General features: G+C 68.6%; 25 protein-coding genes. 4 read left to right on the forward strand and 21 right to left on the reverse strand.

The window, feature by feature from the left end; translation table 11 throughout:
- Nucleotides 1–197 precede the first annotated feature (197 nt).
- The 21 genes from ACE3QW_RS24595 to ACE3QW_RS24695 form a co-directional block, all read right to left on the reverse strand.
- Nucleotides 198–1043: a protein-glutamate O-methyltransferase CheR gene (locus tag ACE3QW_RS24595; RefSeq protein ID WP_038192745.1), complete on the reverse strand. Its 846-nt coding sequence runs from the start codon at nucleotides 1041–1043 to the stop codon at nucleotides 198–200.
- Nucleotides 1040–2188: a chemotaxis response regulator protein-glutamate methylesterase gene (locus ACE3QW_RS24600; RefSeq protein ID WP_374254679.1), complete on the reverse strand. Its 1149-nt coding sequence runs from the start codon at nucleotides 2186–2188 to the stop codon at nucleotides 1040–1042. The genes ACE3QW_RS24595 and ACE3QW_RS24600 overlap by 4 nt, the downstream gene beginning before the upstream one ends.
- Entirely contained in the window at nucleotides 2188–2565 is a 378-nt protein-coding gene (locus tag ACE3QW_RS24605) for a PleD family two-component system response regulator (RefSeq protein WP_029555998.1), read from the reverse strand. The genes ACE3QW_RS24600 and ACE3QW_RS24605 overlap by 1 nt, the downstream gene beginning before the upstream one ends.
- Complete coding sequence (locus tag ACE3QW_RS24610; RefSeq protein WP_024276898.1) at nucleotides 2566–3078, reverse strand: chemotaxis protein CheW; 513 nt, start codon at nucleotides 3076–3078, stop codon at nucleotides 2566–2568.
- On the reverse strand, nucleotides 3075–5759 hold the full coding sequence (locus tag ACE3QW_RS24615) for a chemotaxis protein CheW (protein WP_374254682.1): 2685 nt from the start codon (nucleotides 5757–5759) through the stop codon (nucleotides 3075–3077). Before ACE3QW_RS24615 ends, ACE3QW_RS24610 begins: the two co-directional genes overlap by 4 nt.
- 72 nt (nucleotides 5760–5831) lie before the next feature.
- On the reverse strand, nucleotides 5832–6389 hold the full coding sequence (locus ACE3QW_RS24620; RefSeq protein ID WP_374254684.1) for a hypothetical protein: 558 nt from the start codon (nucleotides 6387–6389) through the stop codon (nucleotides 5832–5834).
- Nucleotides 6386–6784: a hypothetical protein gene (locus ACE3QW_RS24625; protein WP_374254686.1), complete on the reverse strand. Its 399-nt coding sequence runs from the start codon at nucleotides 6782–6784 to the stop codon at nucleotides 6386–6388. The genes ACE3QW_RS24620 and ACE3QW_RS24625 overlap by 4 nt, the downstream gene beginning before the upstream one ends.
- Complete coding sequence (locus ACE3QW_RS24630; protein WP_374254688.1) at nucleotides 6781–7380, reverse strand: rod-binding protein; 600 nt, start codon at nucleotides 7378–7380, stop codon at nucleotides 6781–6783. The genes ACE3QW_RS24625 and ACE3QW_RS24630 overlap by 4 nt, the downstream gene beginning before the upstream one ends.
- A 50-nt stretch (nucleotides 7381–7430) precedes the next feature.
- Nucleotides 7431–7832 (reverse strand): hypothetical protein, encoded by a 402-nt coding sequence (locus ACE3QW_RS24635; protein WP_374254690.1) that lies wholly within the window; start codon nucleotides 7830–7832, stop codon nucleotides 7431–7433.
- The gene (fliR, locus tag ACE3QW_RS24640; protein ID WP_374254692.1) at nucleotides 7832–8602 is read right to left on the reverse strand and encodes a flagellar biosynthetic protein FliR; all 771 of its coding nucleotides are present in this window, start codon (nucleotides 8600–8602) and stop codon (nucleotides 7832–7834) included. Before fliR ends, ACE3QW_RS24635 begins: the two co-directional genes overlap by 1 nt.
- Nucleotides 8599–10680 carry a flagellar biosynthesis protein FlhA gene (flhA, locus tag ACE3QW_RS24645; protein WP_374254693.1) on the reverse strand — a complete coding sequence of 694 codons (2082 nt, stop codon included), beginning with the start codon at nucleotides 10678–10680 and terminating at the stop codon, nucleotides 8599–8601. Before flhA ends, fliR begins: the two co-directional genes overlap by 4 nt.
- A 27-nt stretch (nucleotides 10681–10707) precedes the next feature.
- Nucleotides 10708–10974 carry a flagellar biosynthesis protein FliQ gene (gene fliQ / locus ACE3QW_RS24650; protein WP_024276890.1) on the reverse strand — a complete coding sequence of 89 codons (267 nt, stop codon included), beginning with the start codon at nucleotides 10972–10974 and terminating at the stop codon, nucleotides 10708–10710.
- A gap of 2 nt (nucleotides 10975–10976) precedes the next feature.
- Entirely contained in the window at nucleotides 10977–11384 is a 408-nt protein-coding gene (gene flgD, locus ACE3QW_RS24655; protein ID WP_374254695.1) for a flagellar hook assembly protein FlgD, read from the reverse strand.
- Nucleotides 11385–11475: 91 nt separating this feature from the next.
- Entirely contained in the window at nucleotides 11476–11889 is a 414-nt protein-coding gene (gene flbT / locus ACE3QW_RS24660) for a flagellar biosynthesis repressor FlbT (protein ID WP_374254697.1), read from the reverse strand.
- Nucleotides 11886–12233: a flagellar biosynthesis regulator FlaF gene (flaF, locus tag ACE3QW_RS24665; RefSeq protein WP_374254699.1), complete on the reverse strand. Its 348-nt coding sequence runs from the start codon at nucleotides 12231–12233 to the stop codon at nucleotides 11886–11888. Before flaF ends, flbT begins: the two co-directional genes overlap by 4 nt.
- 14 nt (nucleotides 12234–12247) lie before the next feature.
- The gene (locus tag ACE3QW_RS24670; RefSeq protein ID WP_374254701.1) at nucleotides 12248–13297 is read right to left on the reverse strand and encodes a flagellar hook-associated family protein; all 1050 of its coding nucleotides are present in this window, start codon (nucleotides 13295–13297) and stop codon (nucleotides 12248–12250) included.
- A gap of 3 nt (nucleotides 13298–13300) precedes the next feature.
- Nucleotides 13301–14755: a flagellar hook-associated protein FlgK gene (gene flgK, locus ACE3QW_RS24675; protein WP_374254703.1), complete on the reverse strand. Its 1455-nt coding sequence runs from the start codon at nucleotides 14753–14755 to the stop codon at nucleotides 13301–13303.
- A 32-nt stretch (nucleotides 14756–14787) separates the two neighbouring features.
- Nucleotides 14788–16044: a flagellar hook protein FlgE gene (locus ACE3QW_RS24680; protein ID WP_374254704.1), complete on the reverse strand. Its 1257-nt coding sequence runs from the start codon at nucleotides 16042–16044 to the stop codon at nucleotides 14788–14790.
- 136 nt (nucleotides 16045–16180) lie between these two features.
- Nucleotides 16181–17518, reverse strand: coding sequence for a flagellar protein export ATPase FliI (gene fliI / locus ACE3QW_RS24685; protein WP_374254706.1), 1338 nt, complete (start codon nucleotides 17516–17518; stop codon nucleotides 16181–16183).
- Nucleotides 17515–18237, reverse strand: coding sequence for a flagellar basal-body rod protein FlgF (gene flgF, locus ACE3QW_RS24690; RefSeq protein ID WP_374254708.1), 723 nt, complete (start codon nucleotides 18235–18237; stop codon nucleotides 17515–17517). The genes fliI and flgF overlap by 4 nt, the downstream gene beginning before the upstream one ends.
- Nucleotide 18238: 1 nt before the next feature.
- The gene (locus ACE3QW_RS24695) at nucleotides 18239–19003 is read right to left on the reverse strand and encodes a DUF1217 domain-containing protein (protein WP_374254710.1); all 765 of its coding nucleotides are present in this window, start codon (nucleotides 19001–19003) and stop codon (nucleotides 18239–18241) included.
- Between the two features lie 419 nt (nucleotides 19004–19422).
- Between ACE3QW_RS24695 and motA the strand changes: the two genes are divergently transcribed.
- Genes motA through fliN form a run of 4 tightly spaced genes read left to right on the forward strand, consistent with a single transcriptional unit; the run spans nucleotide 19423 to nucleotide 21922 of the window.
- Nucleotides 19423–20310, forward strand: coding sequence for a flagellar motor stator protein MotA (motA, locus tag ACE3QW_RS24700; protein WP_024276880.1), 888 nt, complete (start codon nucleotides 19423–19425; stop codon nucleotides 20308–20310).
- A 3-nt stretch (nucleotides 20311–20313) separates the two neighbouring features.
- A complete protein-coding gene (locus ACE3QW_RS24705; protein WP_024276879.1) occupies nucleotides 20314–21261 on the forward strand; it encodes a flagellar motor switch protein FliM in 948 nt (315 codons plus the stop codon).
- Nucleotides 21242–21544: a hypothetical protein gene (locus ACE3QW_RS24710; protein ID WP_029556016.1), complete on the forward strand. Its 303-nt coding sequence runs from the start codon at nucleotides 21242–21244 to the stop codon at nucleotides 21542–21544. Before ACE3QW_RS24705 ends, ACE3QW_RS24710 begins: the two co-directional genes overlap by 20 nt.
- Nucleotides 21545–21595: 51 nt before the next feature.
- A complete protein-coding gene (gene fliN, locus ACE3QW_RS24715) occupies nucleotides 21596–21922 on the forward strand; it encodes a flagellar motor switch protein FliN (protein WP_051679381.1) in 327 nt (108 codons plus the stop codon).
- The last annotated feature ends 7 nt before the right edge of the window (nucleotides 21923–21929 follow it).

A 21929-nucleotide genomic window follows, 5' to 3' on the forward strand; every position in this document is an offset into this window, starting at 1 on the left:
GGTTTGGGAGCGAATTCATTGCCAAATCGGAGTGGCCGCGGGATCACCGGCCCCGGAAACGCCGAAGCCGGCGGCGGATGCTGGATCCGCGACGCCGGCTTCGGATTGATCGACCCCTCTTGCTCCGGATTGGCTCCGATCCGGAATGATCCCTCAGCGGCCCGGCGCAAGCTCCGGGCCGCTGGATCTGGTCCCTGCTACCGCCGGGCGGCGACGATGGTCGCCGGCGCGCGCGTGTGGACGTAGGTGCCGCGGTGGTCCGGCAGCGGACGGAAGGCATCGCAGATGCCGATGGCCGTCTCCGCCCCGCCGAGCTGGAGGAAGCCGTCGGGCGCGAGCTGGCGCGACATGCGCGCCAGGATGTCGGCCTTGGTGGGCACGTCGAAATAGATCAGCACGTTCCGGCACATGATGAGATCGAACGTGCCGAGCCCGCCGAAGGGATCGAGCAGGTTGAACTTGCGATACTCGATCATGGCTTTCAGCTGCGGGACGACCTCCCACCAATCCCCCGATTTCACGAAATACTTGAGCAATTGCTGCACCGAGAGCCCGCGCTGCACCTCGAACTGGTTGTAGCGCCCGGCCCGCGCCCGCTCCAGAACCTCGCTGGAGATGTCCGTGCCGATGATCTGCACCCGCCGCCCGCCTGTGAGTTCCGGCTTCTCGGCCAGCATCATGGCGATGGAATAGGGTTCCTGCCCCGTCGAGGCGGCGGCGCACCAGATGCGCAGCGTGTGGGTCTTCAGCCGCGCCGCGCACAGCGCCGGCAGGAGCGAGCGGGCCATGTCCTCGAACGGCACCTTGTCGCGGAAGAACAGGGACTCGTTCGTGGTCATCGCCTCCACCACCGCTTCCGCGATGATGGGGGCCTCGTTGCTCTTCAGGATCTCCGCCAGCCGCGCGAAATCGGGAATCGCGAAGCGGTTGAGCAGGGGAATGAGGCGGCTTTCCAGGAGATAGTGCTTGTCGTCGGTGAGGATGAGCCCCGATCTCTCTTTCAGGAACCGGGCGAAGAAGTCGTAGTCCGCGGGGCGGATCATCCGCGCCTCCTGGCAAGCATGGCGATGACCTTGGGTCCGATGGCCTGGAGGGGGAGCACCTCGCTGGCGTTGCCTGCGCTGGCGGTGGCGCCGGGCATGCCCCACACCACGCTCGTCTCCTCGTCCTGCACGATGACGCTGCCGCCCGCATCGGCGATGATGCCGGCCCCGCGCGCCCCGTCGCTGCCCATGCCGGTGAGCACGAGCGCCAGCGCGTTGCGGCGGTAGATCTGCGCCACCGTGTCGAACATGGGGTCCACCGCCGGCTTGCAGAAATTCACCGCCGGCCCGTCGGACAGGCGGATGACGGTGCGCGCCCCGTCGCGCTCCAGCAGCATGTGCTTGCCGCCGGGGGCGATGTAGATGCGTCCGGGGCACAGCGCCTCGCCATCCTGCCCCTCCGCCGCCTGCCGCCCCGCGGCGCGGGTGACGTGCTCGGCGAGGAGCGCGGTGAAGGTGGGCGGCATGTGCTGGGTGATGACCACCGGGATGCGGTCGATATAGGGCCCGAGCACCGCGAACAGCCGGGTCAGCGCCTGCGGCCCCCCGGTGGAGCTGCCCACGGCGATGAGCGAGACATCGGACACGGAATAGGGTCGCAAGCGGATCGGTCCCCTCGGCTGGCTGGGCAATGCCGCCGCCTGCGGCTGCGTGGAGGGCGGCGGCAGGGCGGGCGCACGGCCGGCCTGCCGCAGCACCTTCAGGCCGAGGCTGCGCACCTTCTCCATCAGCTCACGCTTGAAGTCGTCGGTGGCAAACGTGCCCTTGGTGGCGTCGGGCTTCGGCAGATAGTCCGCGGCGCCCAGCGTGAGCGCCTTGAGGCTGACCTCGGCGCCACGGCGGGAGAGGGCCGAGGCGACGATGACGGTGGTGTTTCGCCTTTGCCGCAGGATCAGCGGCAGGGCGGTGAGCCCGTCCATCTCCGGCATCTCAAGGTCGAGGATGACCACGTCGGGCTGCACCCGGTCGAGATCAGCCAGCGCCGCCTTCCCGTTGGAGAAGGTGCCGACAAGCTCGAAGGCGGGATCTTCCGAGAGCCAGCGCGAGACGATGCCGCGCACGAACACGCTGTCGTCCACCACCATCACGCGGATTCGGGCGTCCGCGCCCGGCGCGGACGCGGCTGGGGCTGAGGATTGGGGCATCAGTCCACCCTGTCCAGGAGGCCGACGGCCTCGAGCTTCTCGCGCAGGATTTCGGAATCGAAGGGCTTCATGATGTATTCGTCGGCCCCCAGCGAGACGGCGCGGGCGATATGCTCCATGTCGTTCTTGGCGGTGCAGAAGATGACCTTCGGCGTGCGCCCGGCCTCGGTGGACCTGAGCTGTTCGAGCACGGCGAGGCCGTCTGTCACCGGCATGGACCAGTCGAGCAGGATGGCGTCCGGCATGGCGCGGGCGCACATCTCCAGCGCCGGGGCGCCGTCTGCCGCCTCCTCCACGCAGAAGCCGAGATCTTCGAGGATGCCGCGGGCAACCTTGCGGACGACGCTGGAGTCGTCCACCACGAGACAGGTCTTCATTCAAAGCTCCGCGCGTTTGCCGGCATCCTGGCGGGCGACGGCCGAGCCGGCCCGATCGAGCACCAGGTCCACGTTGAGGATCAGCATCAGGTCGCCTGAGAGGCGATGGACGCCGGCGGCCACCTGCGCCCAGCGCGGGTCGAGGTTGGCCGGGTTGGCTTCGCGGCGGGCCGCATCGAGGGAAAGCACCTCGCCCACCTCGTCGATGATGAGGCCGAAGGCCTCGCCGTGGTGCTCGATGCCCACCGCCATGGGCGCGCCCTCCGCGTCCGGCAGCGACAGCAGGCGCCGCATGGCCACCATGGTGACGATGCGTCCCCGCAGGTTCAGCACGCCGGCGATCTCGCCGGGGGCGAGCGGCACGCGGGTGATGGATTCCGGCACGAACACCTCGTGCACCAGCGCGATGGGCAGGCCGAACAGCTGCGGCCCGATGCGGACCGTCACGTACTGGACCACATCGTGCGCGGCGGCTTCGGCCGTATCCTTCGTGAGTGGCGTGTGGGCGTTCATGCGGCAATTCCCTGTCGGCCGGTGAATTCCTTCAGCGCGGCGATGAGGCCGGAGCGGTCGAACTTGGCGACGCAATCGGTGAAGCCGACGGCGCGGCCCCGCTCCAGCGCATCGCGGTCCTGCGCGGTGGCGAGCGCGATGATCGGCACCTCGCGGATGCGCGGGTCGCCACGCACCGCGGCCGCGAGAGCGAAGCCGTCCATGTCGGGCAGGTCCACGTCGCTGACGATGGCGTCGAAGCCGTCCTCCGTGCCGAGCCGCGCCAGCGCCTCGCCGCCGGAGGCACAGGCCGTGACCTCGTAGCCGTTGCCATTGAGCATGGGCGCCAAGAGGTCGCGGTGGAACGGGCTCTCGTCCACCAGGAGCAGGCGCGGCCGCTCGGACGAACGGACCAGGTGGCGGAAGCGCTCGCCGAAGGCCACCTGCACGTAGAAGGCGACGTCGAGAATCTCGGTGGCCTGGCCCGACAGCACCGCCGCGCCGAGCACCTCCGGCATGTTGGAGGGCGACAGCTCCAGGTCGAGCTCGGCCTCCACGATGTCGACGATCTCGTCCACCACGAGGCCCATGACGCGCCCGCCATCGGCGAACACCAGCATGGGCTGGGTGCCGGCAGCCACGCGCTGGACCTCCTCGTTGGCGTAGAGCACCGGAATCAGCGCGCCGCGATACTGCAGCACCGGGTAGCCGTTGACGCGCTCGATGCGCGCCACCTCCAGTTCCTCGATGCGGGTGACGAGGCCGAGCGGCACCGCCTTGAGATCGCGCGAGCCGGCGCGGAACAGCAGCAGGGACGAGCGCTTCTGGCTGGCGCGCGACTGCCGGCCGGCGCCGTGATGGCTGGTCTCCTCCGCGGCGCCGCCGCGCGCCGCCGCATGCTGGGCGAGGCCCGCAGGATCGAGGATCATGATGACCCGCCCGTCGCCCAGGATGGTGCTGCCCGACACCATGGGCAGCTGGCGCAGGGCCGAGGCCATGGGCTTCACCACGATTTCCTCGGTGTGGGACACCGCCTCCACCACCACGCCGAACGTCTGGTGGCCCACCTTCATCACCACGATGAGCGCCCGTTCCCACAGCGCCTCGTCGCGCCCGTCGCGCTCCGGCGACAGGCCGAGCAGGGCGCCGAGGCTGACGATGGGCAGGAGGCGATCGCGCAGGCCGAGCACCGGCGAATTGTTCAGCCAGGTGATCTCGTGGTCCGACCCCGCTTGCACCCGCACCAGTTCCTCCACCGCGCTCTGCGGCAGGGCGAAGCGCTCGCCGGCGGCACGCACGATGAGGGCGGGGACGATGGCGAGCGTCAGCGGAATCTTGATGACGAAGGTGGAGCCCTCGCCCTGCCGCGAGCGCACATCGACGGTGCCGCCGATGGATTCGAGGTTGGAGCGCACCACGTCCATGCCGACGCCCCGGCCGGAGACGTTTGTCACCTTCTGCGCGGTGGAAAGGCCGGCGTGGAAAATGAAGCGGAACACCTGGGAGTCCGGCATCTTCGCCAGCTCGGCCTCGGTGGCGAGGCCATTTTCCAGCGCCTTCTGCTTGATGCGCGCGACGTCGAGGCCGCGGCCGTCGTCGGAAATCTCGACGATGACATGGCCGCCCTCGTGATAGGCGGAGAGGCGGATAAGGCCGCGCTCGGACTTGCCGGCGGCGCGGCGCTGCTCGGGCATCTCGAGGCCGTGGTCGGCGGAGTTGCGGACCATGTGGGTGAGCGGGTCCTTGATCTGATCCAGCACCTGCCGGTCCAGCTCGGTGTCGGCGCCCACCTGCTCCAGCTCGATCTGCTTGCCCAGCTCCTGCGCGAGGTCACGCACGATGCGCGGCAGCTTCTGCCAGGCGTTGCCGATGGGCTGCATGCGCGTGCGCATCACCGCCTCCTGCAGCTCGCCCGTGACGTTGGACAGGCGCTGCAGGGAGACCTTGTATTCCGGCTCGTCGTGGCGACGGGCGATCTCCATCAGCTGGTTGCGGGTCAGCACCAGCTCGGAGACCATGGTCATCAGCTGTTCCAGCACCCCCACATGGACGCGGATGGACTGGGCGGCGACGCCATGGGCCTCGCCCGCCTGAGCCGCGCCATGGGCGGCCTCGACGTCGGCCTTGGGCATGGCCGGCGCCGGCTTGGGCGGGGCGGCCTTGGCGGCAGGCGGGGCGGCGGGCGGGGGCGTGATGGGGTCCACCTTGGTCTCGCGGAAGATGCGATCCAGCTCGTCCAGCGGCAGTTCGCCGGGCAGCAGCGGGCGTTCCAGCGTCGGCGCCGGCTGAGGTGGCGGTGCCGGCGGCGGAGTTGCGGGGGCGTCCACGGCCTCCGCCATGGCTTCGAGGAGGGAGATGAGGTCGCGGTCTTCGCCCTCGGGCTCGGACCCCTCGGTCTCCTCCACGTGCTGGAGCAGGAGCTTGATGCGATCGATGGTGGAAAGCACCAGCCCCACCGCATCGGTGGTCACGGGCCGGCCCTCGCGGAAGCGATCCATCAGCGTCTCGGCGGCGTGCGCGAGGGAGGCGAGGCGCGGCAGGCCGATGAAGCCGCAGGTGCCCTTGATGGTGTGCACCAGGCGGAAGATGTTGTTGAGAATCTGCGCGTTGTTCGGGTCCTGCTCGAACTTCACGAGCTCCACGTCGGCGACGTCGAGGCTCTCGCTGGTCTCGGTCAGGAACTCGCGCAAGAGATCATCCATGATCCTGGCTCCGGGGCGATGCGGCGGGGCCGCGGCTGAGGTGGGAAAGGGCGAGGGGGAAGGCACGCATGTTCAGTGCCCGCCCTTCGGCTTGGCATCGGCCTTGGCATCGGCATCGCCGTGGCCGCCGGATTTGCCGGCCGGCTTCTCGCCCGAGGAGCTCGCGACATTGACGCCGACGCCGGTGCGCATATCGGTCTTGTCGATATAGTTGAGGGAATCCACGAGCACCTCCCGGACGACCTCGCCGTTGAGATACGTATTCGTGCTCGTCTTGATGCGGCCGAGCATCTCGGGAAGATTATACTTGGTGATCTTGCCGCTCTCGATGCGGCCGTTGACATAGATCTCGCTGAAGGCGGCGTTCACCGCGAACACGGTGGGCTCCATGGGCAGCTTGCGCAGCTCGGCCGCGTCGGCGGTGATGACGAACTTCGCCAGCACATAGCCCTGCAGCTTGCCGTCCACGATCATGGGCACGGTGATGGCGGGCAGGCGGCGATATTCGAGGCCGGCGAGATAGGGCTCCTCGCTCTTGCGCGGCGCGCCCGCCGCATACCAGGCCGCGGCATAGCTGGAGCCGAGCCCCACGAGGCAGGCCCACACGCCGATGATGACGAAGCGGATCATGCCCCCGCCCCCGCTCGCGCGGCCTGCGCGGACTGCGCCGAATAGGTGCCGTCCGACTCCGCCTCGGCCAGCGCCCGGTCGAGGATGGCGCCCACCTCGCGCGCGGCGGCGATGCGCAGGGCGATGACATACTGGTTGCGGTCGAGCTTCGCCTTCAGCCGGGCGAGCCGCCCGGCCGTGGCGGCGTCGAGCTGGTCCGGAAGACCACGGGCGACCCGGCTCAGTTCCAGCAAGGCGCGGCTCTTGCGCCGGTTGATCTCCACGAGATCAAGGGCGCCGCGCTCCTCGAACGCGGCATTCTCCACATCGATGGTCTCTTCCAGCCGGTCGAGGGCGCTGATGAGGGCGACGACCGCCGGCGGGCGGGCGAAATTCAGCTCGCTGTCGAAGCTCATGCCGCACCTCCCTTCGCCCGGGCGAAGACGGCGGAGGATTGGCCGAGGCGCGCGGCAAGGCCGACACCGCCGGCGCGGGCGGCCTCCTCGCCCACCTTCTGGGTCAGCAGCGATTTCCAGGTATCGCCGGCCGTGCCGGTGCCGAACATGGAGGATTTCGAGGTGGCGCCCTTGGCCGGCATCATGGTGTCGAGGAACTGGGAGAGCACCATGGCCTCGAACTTCTGGAGCGAGGCGGCGCCAGGGGTCGCGGACTTCTGCGTTCCAGCCAGCGGCGCGGCCCCGGTGGCGCCCCCCGCGTGGTGGGGGCCAAGGGCATGGGCGTTCTTCAGCCCGGTGAGGCTGGCGCCGGAGAAGGCGACGCCGGGCGGGATCAGCGCAGCAGCGGCGGCTGCCACATCCTTGTCGCCTCGGGCCGTGGCCTTGTCCGCCCGCGCAACCGCTTTCGCCTCGGCCACCGTGTCCAGCTCGGTGCGGAACGCGCCGTCGGGAGCGGGGGTCAGCGCCTGAAGCTTGCCCATCACCTGCCGCGCGCGGGCGGCATCGGCGGCCTGCATCACGTCGAAGACGAGGTCGGTCGGCGGTGAGATGCCCATGGTGCGGCTTCCATCGAGAACGGTTCGGACGCCACCCTGCCCCGCCATGCTTATGCGAGGCTTGCACGTCCGCTGGACACGAGGCTCGCCTCGGCGATGGCGTCGGTGGCCGCGCGCTCTTCCTCGGCGCGGGCGAGGCGTCCGGTCCCTTCGGCATGGCGCTCGGCGCGCTTCAGGGTGAAACTTTCCGCCTTCACCTGATCGGCGGCGGCCACTTCGGCGGCGTGGGCCTGCTGGCGGGCGAGGGCGACGCGCTCCAGCCGGCGCGCCACGTTTTCCAGCATCAGCGGGGCGAAGCGGCCATCGTCGAGGGCGGCCATGAGGTCCGCCGTCTCGCCATCGAGCCTCACCCTCTCGCGCACCGCCTCCCCATGGCGGGTCTCGGCGGCGCGCTTCAACTGGCGCTGGACGGCAACGAGGCGCTCGGCCTTCCTGTGGCGCTCCTTCTCCATCAGCCCGCCTTCAGCCATTGCGAGAAGGCGACGAGGAAGGCGGAGAGCAGCGGCTCCACGCTCACATAGAGCAGCAGCAGCCCGCCGGCGGTGACGAAGGGCGTCGCCACGAAATAGACCGGGATCTGCGGCGTGAACTTGTTGATGAGCCCCACGGCGAAATTCACCATCACCGAATAGAGGATAAACGGCCCGCAGAGCCGCACGGCCACCAGAAACACCGCCGACATCTGGTCCACGAGGTCCACCAGCGCCGGCCGCACGGCGAGGAGGCTGCCCGGCGGCACGCGGGCGAAGCTGTCCACCAGCCCCTTCACCAGCTCCAGATGCAGGTCGGCGACGAAGATGAGGGCCGTGGCGGAGAAGACGATGAGGGTGGCGAGGATGGGCAGCTGCTCGTCCTCCTCCACCGACGCGCCCGGCATGGGAGAGACGCCCACCGCCTGGGCGATGAAGCTGGTGGCGAACTGCAGCGCCGTCACATAGAGCCGGGCCAAGAGGCCGATGAGGAGGCCGGTGAGAAGCTCCCCGGCGATCATGAACACGAAATCGCCGGAGCCCGCCGTCCGCACCTTCGGCGCCACCTGATCCAGCACCAGCGGCAGGAAGGCGAAGGACAAGGCGAGGGCCAGGAACACCCTGACGCGCATGGGAATATGCCGGCCGCCGATGCCCGGCATCAGCATCAGCGCGCCGCCCACCCGGCAGAAGACGAGGAAGGCGGCGAGCACCGTCTCGCGGGCGAGGAGGCTCACGGCGCCGGAGGTCACGAGATGGCGCCCAACGCCTTGATCTCCACCCCGCGGGCGATCTCCACATGGGAGAGCACGGGCAGCGAGGGGAACATGCGCTCCACGATCATGCGCACATAGGGCCGCGCGTCCGGCGCGGTGACGAGCACAAAGGGCGCCCCCGCCTTCATGCGCTCGCGCACGGCGGTGGCCGCCTCGGTGCCGAACTGCTCCACGAGGCGCGGATCGATGTCGAACTCGATCACCTCGCCCTTGGCGTCGCGCTTGAGGCTCTGGTGGAAGGCGAGGTCCCAGCGGCTGCCGAGGCGCAGCACGTTCAGCACGCCGCCCTCCGCGAGATCGCCGCAGATCTGCTGCGCCATGCGCATGCGCACATGCTCCGCCACCTGCTCGGAGCGGCGCGCGTGGGGCACGATCTCCGCGACCGCCTCCAAGATGAGATGCAGGTTGCGGATGGAGACGCGCTCCGCCAGCAAGAGCTTCAGCACGGCCTGAAGGCCGGAATAGGAGATCTGCGCCGGGCAGATGTCTTCCACGAGGCGCTTGTATTCGGGATCGAGCCGGTCGATCAGCGACCGCATGCTCTTGTAGGAGAGAAGCTGCGGCAAATTGTTGGCGATGGCCTCGGAGAGGTGGGTGAGGATGACGGTGAGGTTGTCCACCGGCGCGAAGCCCTCGCGCTTCACCTCGGTGGCGTAGGCCTCCGGAATCCACATGGCCTTCATGCCGAAGGCCGGCTCGCGCGCCTCGTCGCCGGGCACGTCCGGCGGCGGCCCGTCGCCCACCACGACCAGCAACTCGCCGATGCGCATCTCCTGCGCCGCCAGCACCGTGCCGTGCATCTTGATCTGGTAGCCCTTGGGCGGCGCGGCGAGGCTCTCCGTCATGCGGATGTCCGGCACCACGAAGCCGTAGCGGAGGGCGAACTTGCGCCGCATCTTGCCGAGCCGGTTGCCGAGTTCCGAGGGCGTGCGCAGCACCTGCGTGGCCAGCTGCTTGCCGACGCACACCTCGATCTCGGCCGTCTTCAGCTGCTCCTTCACGGACTCGCGCGCCTCGCGGTCCGCCTGCTGCTTCGCCTCGGCGTCGCGCGCGTCGGCGTCCGCCTTCTTCTTGGCGAGCTGACGCGGCACCGACCAGCCGACGAAGGCCATCATGCCACCGATGAGCGCGAAGGGCAGGAACGGTAGGCCGGGCACAAGCGCCAGGGCGAAGAGCAGCCCGGCGGCCACGAACAGCGCACGGGGATAGGCGCCGAGCTGGCCCAGCACCGCCTTTTCCGCCCTCCCCCGCGTGCCACCCTTGGAGACGAGGAGGCCGGCGGAGAGGGAGACGATGAGTGCGGGGATCTGCGAGACGAGGCCGTCGCCCACGGACAGGCGGGTGAAGATGTCCGCCGCGTCGCCGATGGGCATCTTGTGCCGGGTGACGCCGATGATGATGCCGCCGAAGATGTTCACCGCGATGGTGATGAGGCTCGCCACCGCCTCGCCGCGCACGAACTTGGAGGCGCCGTCCATGGAGCCGAAGAAGGCGCTTTCCTCCTCCAGCTCGGCGCGGCGGCGCTGGGCCTGCTTGTCATCGATGAGGCCGGCGTTCAGGTCCGCATCGATGGCCATCTGCTTGCCGGGGATGGCATCCAGCGTGAAGCGCGCGCCGACCTCCGCGATGCGGGTGGCGCCTTTGGTGATGACGAGGAAATTCACCGTCACCAGGATCAGGAACACCACGATGCCGATGACGAAATCGCCGCTCATGACGAGCTGCGAGAAGCCGTGGATGATGTGGCCCGCCGCGTTCACGCCGTCCGAGCCGTGGGCGAGGATGAGGCGCGTCGTCGCCACCCCGAGGCCGAGGCGCAGCAGCGTCGCGATGAGGAGGACGGTGGGAAAGGCGGAGAATTCGAGCGGCTTGTCGATCCACAGCGCCACCATCAGGATCAGCACGGAGAGCGCGATGGAGAGCGCGAGGCCGATATCGATGAGCGCCGGCGGAATGGGCAGGAAGAGGATGGCGAGGATCGCCACCATGCCCATGGCGAAGCCGATGTCGCGGCGCGAGCCCTGCGCGGCGTCGCGCACTGTGATGTCCGACATGCGTCAGGCTCCCCCGCAGACGTTGGCTTAGAAACCGCTCGATATGCGGCCGTAGATTTCCTCGGTGAAGGCCATGATCTGGGCGCCCATGAAGGAGCCCGTCACCGCCGCCACCACCAGCACCGCGACGATCTTCGGCACGAAGGTGAGGGTGACTTCCTGGATCTGCGTCAGCGCCTGGAACAGGGCGACGAGGATGCCGATGAGCATGGCTGCGGCGACCGCCGGGCCGGCGGCGACAAGGATGGTCCAGATGGCCGAATGGACGATGCCGAGCGCATCTGCCTCGTTCATCTTCAGCTCACCGTCACGCCGGGGCCGATGAGCAGGCTCTTGCCGTTGGAGAGCTGCGCCAGAGGCCCGTCGCTGGTGATCTCCACCGAGGAGACCTTGCCGCTGATGCTGCCGTCTGCGGAGGTCACGGTGTGGCCCAGCGCGAGGTTGGCCGACTGCAAGGCGCTGGCGGCCAAAAGGGATTCCAGCTTCGCATTGCTCGCCACCTGCTGCTCCACCTGGGAGAAGGAGGCGAGCTGGGACATGTAGGCGGTGGAATCCATGGGCTGGGTCGGGTCCTGGTTCTGCAACTGCGCCACCAGGAGCTGGAGGAAGGCGTTGTAGTCGATGCTGTTCGCCTTGCCGGCCGAGGCCGTCTTGCTCGTTGCGGCGGTGCCGGCCGCGGACGCGACGCTCTGGACCTGGGTCATGCTGCGATCTCCTTTTCGCACCCTTCTCGCCCGCGAGGATTGCGCGAGGCCGACCTTGCGGGCGGCCTTGCCGGCAACCGCGCGGAACGCGTCAGGCGACTTTCGGCGGCACCGCGCAGTTCAGGATCGCCTCCTCCAGCGGGAACATGCCCCTGAGCGCCTTCAGCGCCTCGAACGTACGCCCCTCGCCGACGAGGCGGCCCGCGTCGTCGAGGTTCATCAGGATCGCGGGCTTGGTGAAGGTGGTCATCAGCGACGCCAGCTGACGGAAGAACAGCCCGCGTGCGGCATCGGCATTCGCCGGGTCCACCAGCAGCGACTGCGCCACGAAATAGAGCTGGCGCAGCGGCGTGGTGGTGTCTTCCGGCTGCATGACGTGGCTTTCCAGCAGGAAGGTCGCGTCGTTGAGCAGTTCCAGCGTCACCTTGCGGTCCACCTGTAAGACGGCGCCGTTGAGGAACAGCTTTTCACCGGCCTTGAGGGAGATGTGCATGGACTTCGTCATTGCAGGCCATCCCGGATCGCACGATTGACATCAATGAGCATGGGAATGTCGCCGCCCGTGCCGGAGATCAGGCGGTCGCATTCCTGGATAACCCACAGGCCGAGGGAGGCGAGCGTGCCACGCAGCTCACGCGGCAGCTCGTTGTTGGCATCGGCGAGATCGCTGATGAAGAAGCCCCAGAGCTTCTGCAGATAGGCGACCGCCGCCAGCACCTCGCGCGAGCCGGGCTCCGCCTTGGCCGCGAGGGTGAGCAGATTCACCGCCTGGTCGAGGGCGAGGCGTTCACGCTCGCGGTTGAGCGTCGCGGACTCGTCAAGTATTTCCGCGTAGGAGAATCGGTACATCACGCACCCTCATGTCAGATGTAGTTCAGGATGCTCAGCTGCATCACCTTTGACGTGGTCGCGTAGGACATCTGCAACTGCGTCGTCAGGGTGTCGAGGCGGGTCTTCGCCTCGGCGGGGTCGACCCCTTCGAGGACGTTGATCCTCCGGTCGACGAGATCGGACACCTTGGCCAGCGCCTCGTCCGCCGCGTCCACCCGGGACCTGGACACCCCGAGCTGCGCGGACAGCGCAACGACGCCGCTCACGCCCGCGCCGGCAACAGTGACGGCCTTGTCCAGCACCACCTTGCGGGTGGCCTCCGAGAGGGAGGCTGTGCCAAGCTCCGACACCATCGTGAATGCCATGGCAAGGTTGCGCATGGCTGTCGTGTTGGCCGTCGTGGTGACGGGAACGCGCGCGGTGTCGGAGATCTGGCTGGTCAGCGCCTCGTCGGACGCGCTGGACCAGTTGGCGCCCCAGGCGGGATCGGCGAACAGGTCGGCGAAGGCGCCGTCGAGGAAGGCCGACATATCCGCGGCGGAGATGTCCGCCACCTGCGGGTCCGCCTGCGGGTTCGCGGGATCAAGCCCGAACGCACCGGCGAACGCCGCATCCACCGCGGCCTTGGGGCCGGCGGCATATTCCACCATGGGCTTTTCGGCGCTGTTGATGCCGGCGAACAGGTAGCGCTGCCCGTCCGTGGCGTTCAAATGCGCGGTGAAGGCATCGAGCGCCGATTTCGCCTGATCCGCGAGGATGGCGCCGGAGGCGTTGCCCGCCTGCCCGGCGAGGATGTCCTTCAGGAACTGGTTGGCGTCGTCCGAGATCTGGGAGAGCGCCACCTGGCTGTGGCCGAGGAGGCTCGAGGCCAGCGCATTGCCCTGCTTCTGCGACAGGATCGCGCCCCGCGCCAGATGCAGCCCCACGCTCTCCCCCGTCGCGATGCCTAGCGTCAGGCCCACGTCCGCCTGCCGGCCGGTGGCGATTTCCGTAGTGGCCTTCGAGATGTCCGACTGCAGCTTCGGCAGCGCCGCGCGGGACGGGGAGGTCCAGGCGAGGGTGGAGATGTAGGTGCTGCGCATGGCTTAGCCGATCATCTGGAAGAGGCTGTCGTAGAGCTGGTTCACCACGCCCATCAGCTTGGACGTGGCCTGATAGCCGCGCTCCAGTTCGAGCTGGCTGGCATATTCGTCGTCGAGGTTCACGCCGGTGGCGGCGGAGAGCGCGTTGGAGGCCTGCGCCAGCACCGTCTTCTGGGAATCGAGCCGGGTGTCCGCCGCCTTGCGGGCGCCTTCCAGCCAGCTCACCGAGGCGGTGCCGAAGGAGACGAGGCTCTGGTTGTCGGAGAGCTGCGCGGCTCGGTCATAGGAGCGGGGCGCGTCGAGCGCGGCGGAAAGTGCATTCAAGCGCCCGGCGAAGCTCGCCGCGCCCGTGGTGTTGGCGGCGAAGGCCGCGCCGTTCATGCCGCCGTCGCGCAGCAGGCGGATGTCGCCGCCCTGCGCCACGTCCACGGCCGCGTTCACCGTCAGCGTTCCGGCGAGGCCGGGCGAAAGACCGCCGGGCACCGTGGCGCTGCCCACCGCGGGCACGAACAGGCCGGCGCGAACGTTGCCCGCGCCGTCGGTTTCCTTGAAGGCGTCGGTGAGGCCGCGCGCCAGTTCGTCCAGCTGCGTCTGGTAGGTGGAGGCGGCGTCGTCGCGCAATTGGGTGAGACCGGCGATGCGGCCGGTGCGCACCGGCATGGTGGCGTCGCGCCCCGTCACCGACACGCCGTCCACGAACACGCTGCCGCCCTGCGTGTTCGCATCGAGCGTGTGAGCGGGGGTGAAGCCCACCGTGCGGGCGGTGGTCTCGAACAGGGTCGCGCCGCCCTCGGTGTAGATGACGATGTCGTTGTTGGCCCGCGTCACCGTGGAGATGCCGATCTCCTCGGAGAGCCTGGCGAGGATGGAATCGCGCCGGTCCAGCGCATCGGTCATGTCGGCGCCAGCGGCGCTGCCCTTCACGATGGCGCTGTTCTCCGCCTCGAACTGGTGGAGCAGATCGTTGACGGTGCCGACCGAAGTGGCGATGGCCGCATCCGCATCCGTGCGCACCTGCTGCACGGTATCCGTGGCGGTGTTGAGGGAGGAGGCGAGGTCCTGCGCGGCGGTCACGGCCGCCTGGGCGAGGGTCATGTCGTCCGGCGTGTCGGCGGCGCGGGTCAGCGCATCCTTCAGCGTGCCGAGGCGGGCGACGGGGGAGGTCGGGTCCTGCGGGTCGCCTACGGTCTGGGCGAGGCGGCCGAGGCCATCGGCGAGGGCCTGCTGGGCGGCGCTGTCGGAGGTCGCGCCGAGCATCCGCTCGAACAGGGCGCTGCCCGTGGCGCGGGTGATGGAGACCACCCGCACCGAGCCGTCCGCCGCCGTGGTGGTGACGGCGATCTTGCGCGAGGCGGAAGCCTCGCCCGCCCCCGCCACGTTGCGGCTGGACAGGGCGATCTTCGCCGAATTGGCGGCGAGCGAGGACTGCGCCGTGTTGAAGGCGAGGGAGAGGCTCATGATGCACCCGTGCGCGGCGCGGCGGCATCAGATCAGCGCTTCAGGTTCATCAGCACGTCGAGCAGCTCGGTGCCGGTCTGGAACACCTTGGAATTGGCGGTGTAGTCGCGCTGCGCCACGATCATGCGGGTGAGTTCGGAGGCCATGTCCACGTTGGACTGCTCGGTGGCGCCGGAGAGCAGCGAACCGACGCCGCCCTCGTTGGGAAAGCCGATCTGGATGGCGCCGGAATCCAGCGTGGTGCTGTAGGCGTTGCCGGTCAAAGGCTCCAGCCGGTCCGGGCTCTGCACGGTGCCCAGCGGAATGCGGTAGATAGCGGATTTCCGGCCATTGGCATCGGTGGCGTAGACGGTGCCGTCCTTGGCGATGGAGAAGTCGGAGATGGGGCTCGGCGCATTGCCGTTCACGCTGGCGGTGAAGGGCGTGTAGGGCGCCGCAAGCTGGGACATGCCGGCGAGATCGAGCGTCAGCGTCGCCCCGTTCGGCACGGCAAGCGAGATGCTGCCGCCGGAGGCGAGCTTGCCGCTGGCGTCGAAAGTCAGCGTCTGGGTGGAAAGCGGGCCGGACGCATAGGGAAAAGTGCCGTTGGCGGGGGCGGCGGCCTGGTCGTAGACCGCAAGCTCCCACACGCCCGGATTTTCGGCGGTCTTGGTCATGTAGAGATCGAGCGTCACCGCATTGCCGAGGTTGTCGTAGGCGACCAGCGAGGACTTGTCGGTGAAGCTCGCGCCCGCCACGTTGGCGCCGGCGGTGGGGGCGGTGGCAACCGCCGCATTGGACGGCAGGTTGGCCGCGAACGTACCCTCGGTGGAGGGCGTCGCCGCGAGCTTGGTGTTCTGCAAATTGATGGGAACGAGGCCGGCCGTGCCGTTCAGCACCACGTTGGGATCGCCCGCGGAGACGTCGTAGCCCATCAGTGTGAGGCCGGCGCTGTTCACGAGGTTGCCGGTGCTGGCATCCACCTGGAACGAGCCCGCGCGGGTCAGCTGGGTCTGGCCGGACGGGTCGTTGACGAGGAAGAAGCCGGAGCCCTGCACCGCGAGATCGGTGGAGGAGGAGGTGTAGTTCAGCGCGCCCTGCTGGCTGATGGCGTAACGCACGTCCGTATTGACCGAGCCGGACTGATATTCCGTGCCGCCGGTCTCCAGCAGCAGCGAGGAGAATTGGGTGTCGGCGCGCTTGTAGCCCGCAGTGCCGGCATTGGCGATGTTGTCGGAGACCGTGCCGAGCAGGTTGGATTGCGCGGTCATCCCCGACACGCTTGTGCGCAGCATTCCGTAAAGGCTCATGGCTCGGTCCTCGTCGCGGTCTGAAAGGGCGCGCCCGCCGGAAGGAGGAGCCTGCGCCAGTGTCATCGCCGCATCTGAGGGCGGATGGCTTGCGCGGGGCTGGACTCCACCGCGCAAGCGGGAGCGGCAGTGCCGCTCAGGCCTTCAGCGCGGCCGCGAGATCGGAAAAGGCGGCAAGGCTCGGCGGGTCACCGGGGTCCTGCCGCAGCGCCTCGTAGATGCGCGGCACGATGGCCACGGCCTGATCCAGCTCGCCGTCGGCGCCGGGCTGGTAGCCGCCCATCAGGCGCAGGTCGCGCGTGTCCTCGAAGCAGGCGATCATGGCCTTCAGCCGCCGCACCAGATCGCGCTCCGGCTCGCTCCACACCTCGCCGGCCAGCCGCGAGATGGAACCGAGCAGGTTGATGGCGGGAAAGCGCCCCTGATCCGCGATGGCGCGGTCGAGCACGATGTGGCCGTCCAGCGTGCCGCGAATGGCGTCCGCCACGGGATCGTTGTGGTCGTCGCCGTCCACCAGCACCGAGAAGATGCCGGTGATGGCCCCCTCCCCCTCCATGCCCGGCCCGGCCCGCTCCAGCAGCTTCGGCAGCGTGGAGAAGACGCTGGGCGCATAGCCCCGCGCCACCGCCGGCTCGCCCGCCGCCAGCGCCACGTCGCGGGCGGCATGGGCATAACGGGTTACGGAATCGACGATGAGCAGCACGCTCTCCCCGGCATCGCGGAAATATTCCGCCACCGCCAGCGCCGCCTGCGGCGCGAGCCGGCGCATCATGGGGCTCTGGTCGGACGTGGAGACGATGACCACCGCCCGGTCACGGCTGGCGGCGAGCGGGCCTTCCAGAAACTCGCGCACCTCGCGCCCGCGCTCGCCCACCAGCGCCACCACGACGGTATCGAAACCGGCCGAGCGCGCAAACATGGAAAGCAACGTGGACTTGCCTACGCCCGAGCCGGCGAAGATGCCGATGCGCTGGCCCTCGCAGATGGGGGTGAAGATATCCACCGCGCGCACCCCGGTGACGAGCGGCCGATGCACACGCCCGCGCGCCATGGCGGGCGGCGGCTCGGCATCGAGCGGCATCCGGCAGGGGCCATGGGCCAGCGGTTCGGGCCGGTCCAGCGGGCGACCCAGCGCATCGATGACGCGGCCCTTCCAGGAGCGATCCGGGCGGAGCGCGAGGGGGCCGATGCGGAAGGCCGGCGTGCCGATGCCCACCGACACCCGCTCGTCGAACGGCTTCACCACCGCGCCCGCCGGATCGATGCGCACCACCTCGCCGATGCTGGTGCCCGACGCCTGCTCGAATCCCACCCGCTCGCCGAGCGTGACAAAGCTGGAGAGGCCGGAGACCCGCACATGGGTGGGCGCCACCTCCCGCACGATGCCGCCGACGCGGACGATGGGATTGTCCTCCAGCCCGCTCTCCACGGCGTGGCGCAGGCGCTGGAGCGCGTTGACCGGGGGCGCGCTCATCCCGGGCCAAGCTCGCGAATGGTCTGCGAGGTGGAATCTTCGGTCTGCGACACGGCGGAGGCGGCCATCTCGAAGGCGCGCTGGAGGGCGATGAGGCGCGTCATCTCGGTGACGGCATCCACGTTCGCGCCTTCCACGAAGCCCTGCCGTACCACGTTGCGGGTATAGTCCTGCACCAGCGCGGCGGGCTTGTCCGGCACCACCAGCGCACCGTCGCGGCGCGCAAGCTTCGCGTCCTCCGGAATCAGGAACAGGCCGACACGGCCGATGGCGCGCCGGTTCTGGGAAATGGAGCCATCGGTGCCGATGCGCACCGTGCCACCGGTGGGATCGATGACCACCGGCGCGCCGGAGGCATCGAGGATCGGCCGGCCGGAGAGGGTGCGCAATTCGCCCTCCGGGCTCATGCTCATCCGCCCGTCGCGGGTATAGGCGGTGGTCGCGCCGTCGCGCACCGCGAACCAACCCTTGCCCTCCACCGCGATGTCCAGAGGATTGCCGGTGGGGTTGATCGGCCCCGACTTGCGCGAGGTGTAGGTCTCGCCCGTGGAGGTAAACGACACGTCCTGCCCCCCGGCCCTGGAGACCATCTCCTCGAACCGCACCTCCTCGGCGCGGTAGCCGGCGGTGTTGAGATTGGCCACGTTGTTGGCGATGGTGGTGAGGCGCTTGTCGGCGGCGAGCTGCGCCGAGAGCGAGACGTAGAGACCTGAGCCCATCTCAGCCTCCGTATTTCAGGTTGAGGATGGAGAAGGAGGCCGCGCTCGACGTGCGGACAGAGAAGAGGTCGAGCACCGGGGCGGCATCCACGCCCTGCGCCACGTCCCACTTGGCGCTGAAGCGGCGCAGCAGCGCATCGAGCTTCGCCGGCTCCTTCAGGTCCGCAACGTTGAGCTGCGCCTTCACCGCCTTGGCCTGCTTCTCGATGGGGGCGGCCGCCATGGCGTCGGGAAAGTCGTAGATGGTCTTCACCACCTTCCAGAGCGCGGGATCGGCGAGCAAACCGTAGACGGATTTCACGGCGGGGGCCTGGCGGTGGAAATAGAGCGCGAGCTGCACACCCTCGTTGCTGGCGCCCTGGTCCGCCTCCAGCGCCTGGCGCACGTAGCGGTCCACCACCTTCTGCCCCGCCTCGGGCGATTGGGTGGCGGCGGCGCCGAGGCCCTTGAAATCGAACACCTTGGCGAAGGCCTTGAAGCGATCGTCGTTGAGCTTGTTGGCGAAGCTCTTGGGATCGGTCACGCCCTCCTTCAGCACCTTGCGCATGAAGCCCTTGGCATAGGCCATGTCCTCGAGGCCGAACGCCTTCATGGCATAGGTGAAGAGCCGGGTATCCTTCAGAAAGCCGTCGATGCTCGTCACCTTACCGATGTGCTTGAGGTAGTAGCCCGATTCGAGCGCCACCGGCTTCTCGGCCGCCTTGGTCGACAAGGAGCGCGTCATGTCGCGCGCCAGCAGGCGGTAGGTGAGGAGCGTGCTTTCCATGGGAGCATCCGCGGGGAACAGGGCGCGCGCGGCGGGAGGCCGGCGGCCGGCCTATTCCGCATGCCCTGCCTTGCGTGAGCCTTGCGGGCTTAAGGCGCTCAATATGTGAGGATTTTCGGGATCAGCCCAGCGCGGACCGGAAGACGTCATCTCTGACACCCCCCGGTCCGGCCACCCCGTGCCGGTCAGGGCTAGGCACGGGATATCGAAGGCTTCGCAACGGCCGAACATGCAACCAGAAAGGCCAGCGAGCCAAGACGCGAGTTGTGTAGCATGCACAACCCAAAGAGGGCAGAACAATCCATTCCATTTTGGCGGTGATTATGGAGTGAACGCGGGTCATTGCAAGGATCGACAGAGCACAGCCTCGCACAATCCTCGCCCCCTACCACCGGACACTGGACAGAACGGGGGAAGCCGTGGCCGTCATCATCGGAATCATTTTGGGGTTGGCCGCTACCTTTGGTGGCTTCATGGCCATGGGCGGACACCCGGAGGTGGTGTGGCAGCCGTTCGAGTTCCTCATCATCGGCGGCATCGCCTTTTCCACCTTCATCATCGCCAACCCCTTCTCGGTCATAAAGGACACGGGCTCCGGCATCATGCAGGCGGCCATGGGGACCGGGCCGAAGCGCAAGGATTTCCTCGCCCTCCTCAGCCTCCTCTACGCGCTGATGCGCGACATGCGCCAGAAGCCGCGCAACGAGATCGAGGCGCATATCGACGATCCGGCAAGCTCCGCGCTGTTCGGCCATTTCCCGAGCCTGCTCAAGGACAAGGAACTGACCCAGTACATCTGCGACTACGCCCGCCTCATCCTCATCGGCAACGCCAAATCGCACGAGATCGAGGCGCTGATGGAGCAGGAGATCTCCACCATCAAGAAGCACAAGACCAAGGCCGCCGGCGCCCTCAGCACGGTGGCGGAAGCGCTGCCCGCGCTCGGCATCTGCGCCGCGGTGCTCGGCATCGTGAAGGCCATGGGCGCCATCGACCAGTCGCCGGAAATCCTCGGCCACTATATCGGCTCGGCGCTCATCGGCACCTTCGTCGGCATCTACTCGTCCTACGCCATCATCTCGCCGCTCGCCGCCAAGGTGAAGAGCACGCGCGAGAAGCAGTGCCAGCCCTTCATCATCACCAAGCAGGCGCTCATCGCCTTCATGAACGGCGCGCTGCCGCCCATCGCGCTGGAGCACGGCCGCAAGACCATTTCCGCCGGCGAACGCCCCACCATCGACGAGGTGGAGAGCGAGGCCATCCAGGCCGCGCCGTCTGCCAACGGCACCGTGCAGCAGGCGGCCTGAGCCATGAACGCCAAATCCGCCGCCAAATCCGCCTCCAAGCATCACGACATCCGCGACATGCTGCTGGATGCCGCCGGCCTCTCGCTGGACCGGCTGCCCATGCTGCATGTGCTGTTCGACCGCATGGCCACCTTCTGCGCCGACGGGCTCCGGCAGGTGGCGGCCTCGCAGGCCTATTACTCGCTCTCCAGCGTCGAGAGCGGGCGCATCGGCGACGTGCTGGAAGCCTATGAGGGCATGGCCATTGCCGGCATCTTCAACGCGCCGTCGTGGGACAGTCAGCTCATCGTCGGCTTCGACCGCGATTTCATCTTCACCATGATCGAGGTGCTGTTCGGCGCCGACGGGTCCGAGCCACCGGTGGAGGACGAGCGCTCCTTCTCCAACATCGAGGGGCGCGTGGCGCAGTTGCTGTTCGAGCAGATGACGAAGGCGCTGAAATCCGCCTTCGCCCTCGTCAGCGACACCAGCTTCCAGTTCGAGCGGCAGGAAACCCGCATGGACTTCGCCGTGATCGGCCGGCGCAACAATCTGGCGGTGACAGCGAAATTCCTGCTGCAGGCGCTGAACCGGGGTGGCGAGATGTTCGTCACCATCCCGCAGTCCGCCCTCACGCCGCTGCGTCGCGCGCTCGCCAGCACCAGCCAGGCGGAGACCGGCGGGCGGGACCCGAAATGGGCGCAGAAGATCCGCGACGAGGTGAACCGCACCGAGGTGGAGCTGCGCGCCGTGCTGGACGAGCACGAGGTGACCCTCGGCGACATCGCCGCCCTCAAGGTCGGCCAGATCCTCAAGCTCGACGCCACCCCCGCCAGCCGGGTGAAGCTGGAGAGCGCCGCCCAGCCGCTCTTCTGGTGCCATCTCGGCCAGTCGGACGGCGGCTACGTGGTGCGCCTCGACGAGCAGATCAACCAGCATCAGGACTTCATCGATGACATCCTTCCCCGCTGATCTCATCCTGCTCGCGGCCCTCGTCGTCACCACCGCCTCGGTCGCCCTGCTCAACCGCCGGCTCAAGGCGGTGGACCGGCTGAACGCCGACTACGGCAAGGCGCTGGCGGAGGCCTCCGCCGCCCTCATCTGCGCCCGCGACGCCCTCGACACCTTCGGCCGCGACGGCCGCGAAGTGCTGGTGCTGCTCGCCGGCCGCATCGACACCGCCCACGAGCTGATCGCCGAGATCGACGCGCGGAAATCCCCCGCGTCCCTGGCGCCTGAACTCAGCGACCGCTGACCGCCCTCTCGAATCCGGATCAAAGCCATGCCCGCTCCCGACATCGAAACCATGACCCCCTCCAGCGCGCTGGACGAAGCGCTGCTCGCCAAGGCCGGCGAGACGCTCGGCTCCGGCGCGGGGCTTGAGACCGTCAAGCGCATCCCGGTGCTGCTGCAGGTCGTGCTCGGCTCGGCCTCCATGCCGGTGTCGAGCCTCCTGAAGCTCAATCGCGGCACCGTCGTGCCCCTCGACCACCGGGTGGGCGAGCCGGTGGACGTGGTGGTGAACGGCCGCGTCATCGCCCGCGGCGAGGTGATGGTGGTGGAGGACGACAATTCCCGTTTCGGCGTCTCCCTGACCGAGATCGTCGGCCCCAACGACGCCGACGCCGGCTGAGGCGGCC

The sequence above is a fragment of the Xanthobacter sp. genome, assembly GCF_041911315.1.
Classification (GTDB): domain Bacteria; phylum Pseudomonadota; class Alphaproteobacteria; order Rhizobiales; family Xanthobacteraceae; genus Xanthobacter; species Xanthobacter aminoxidans.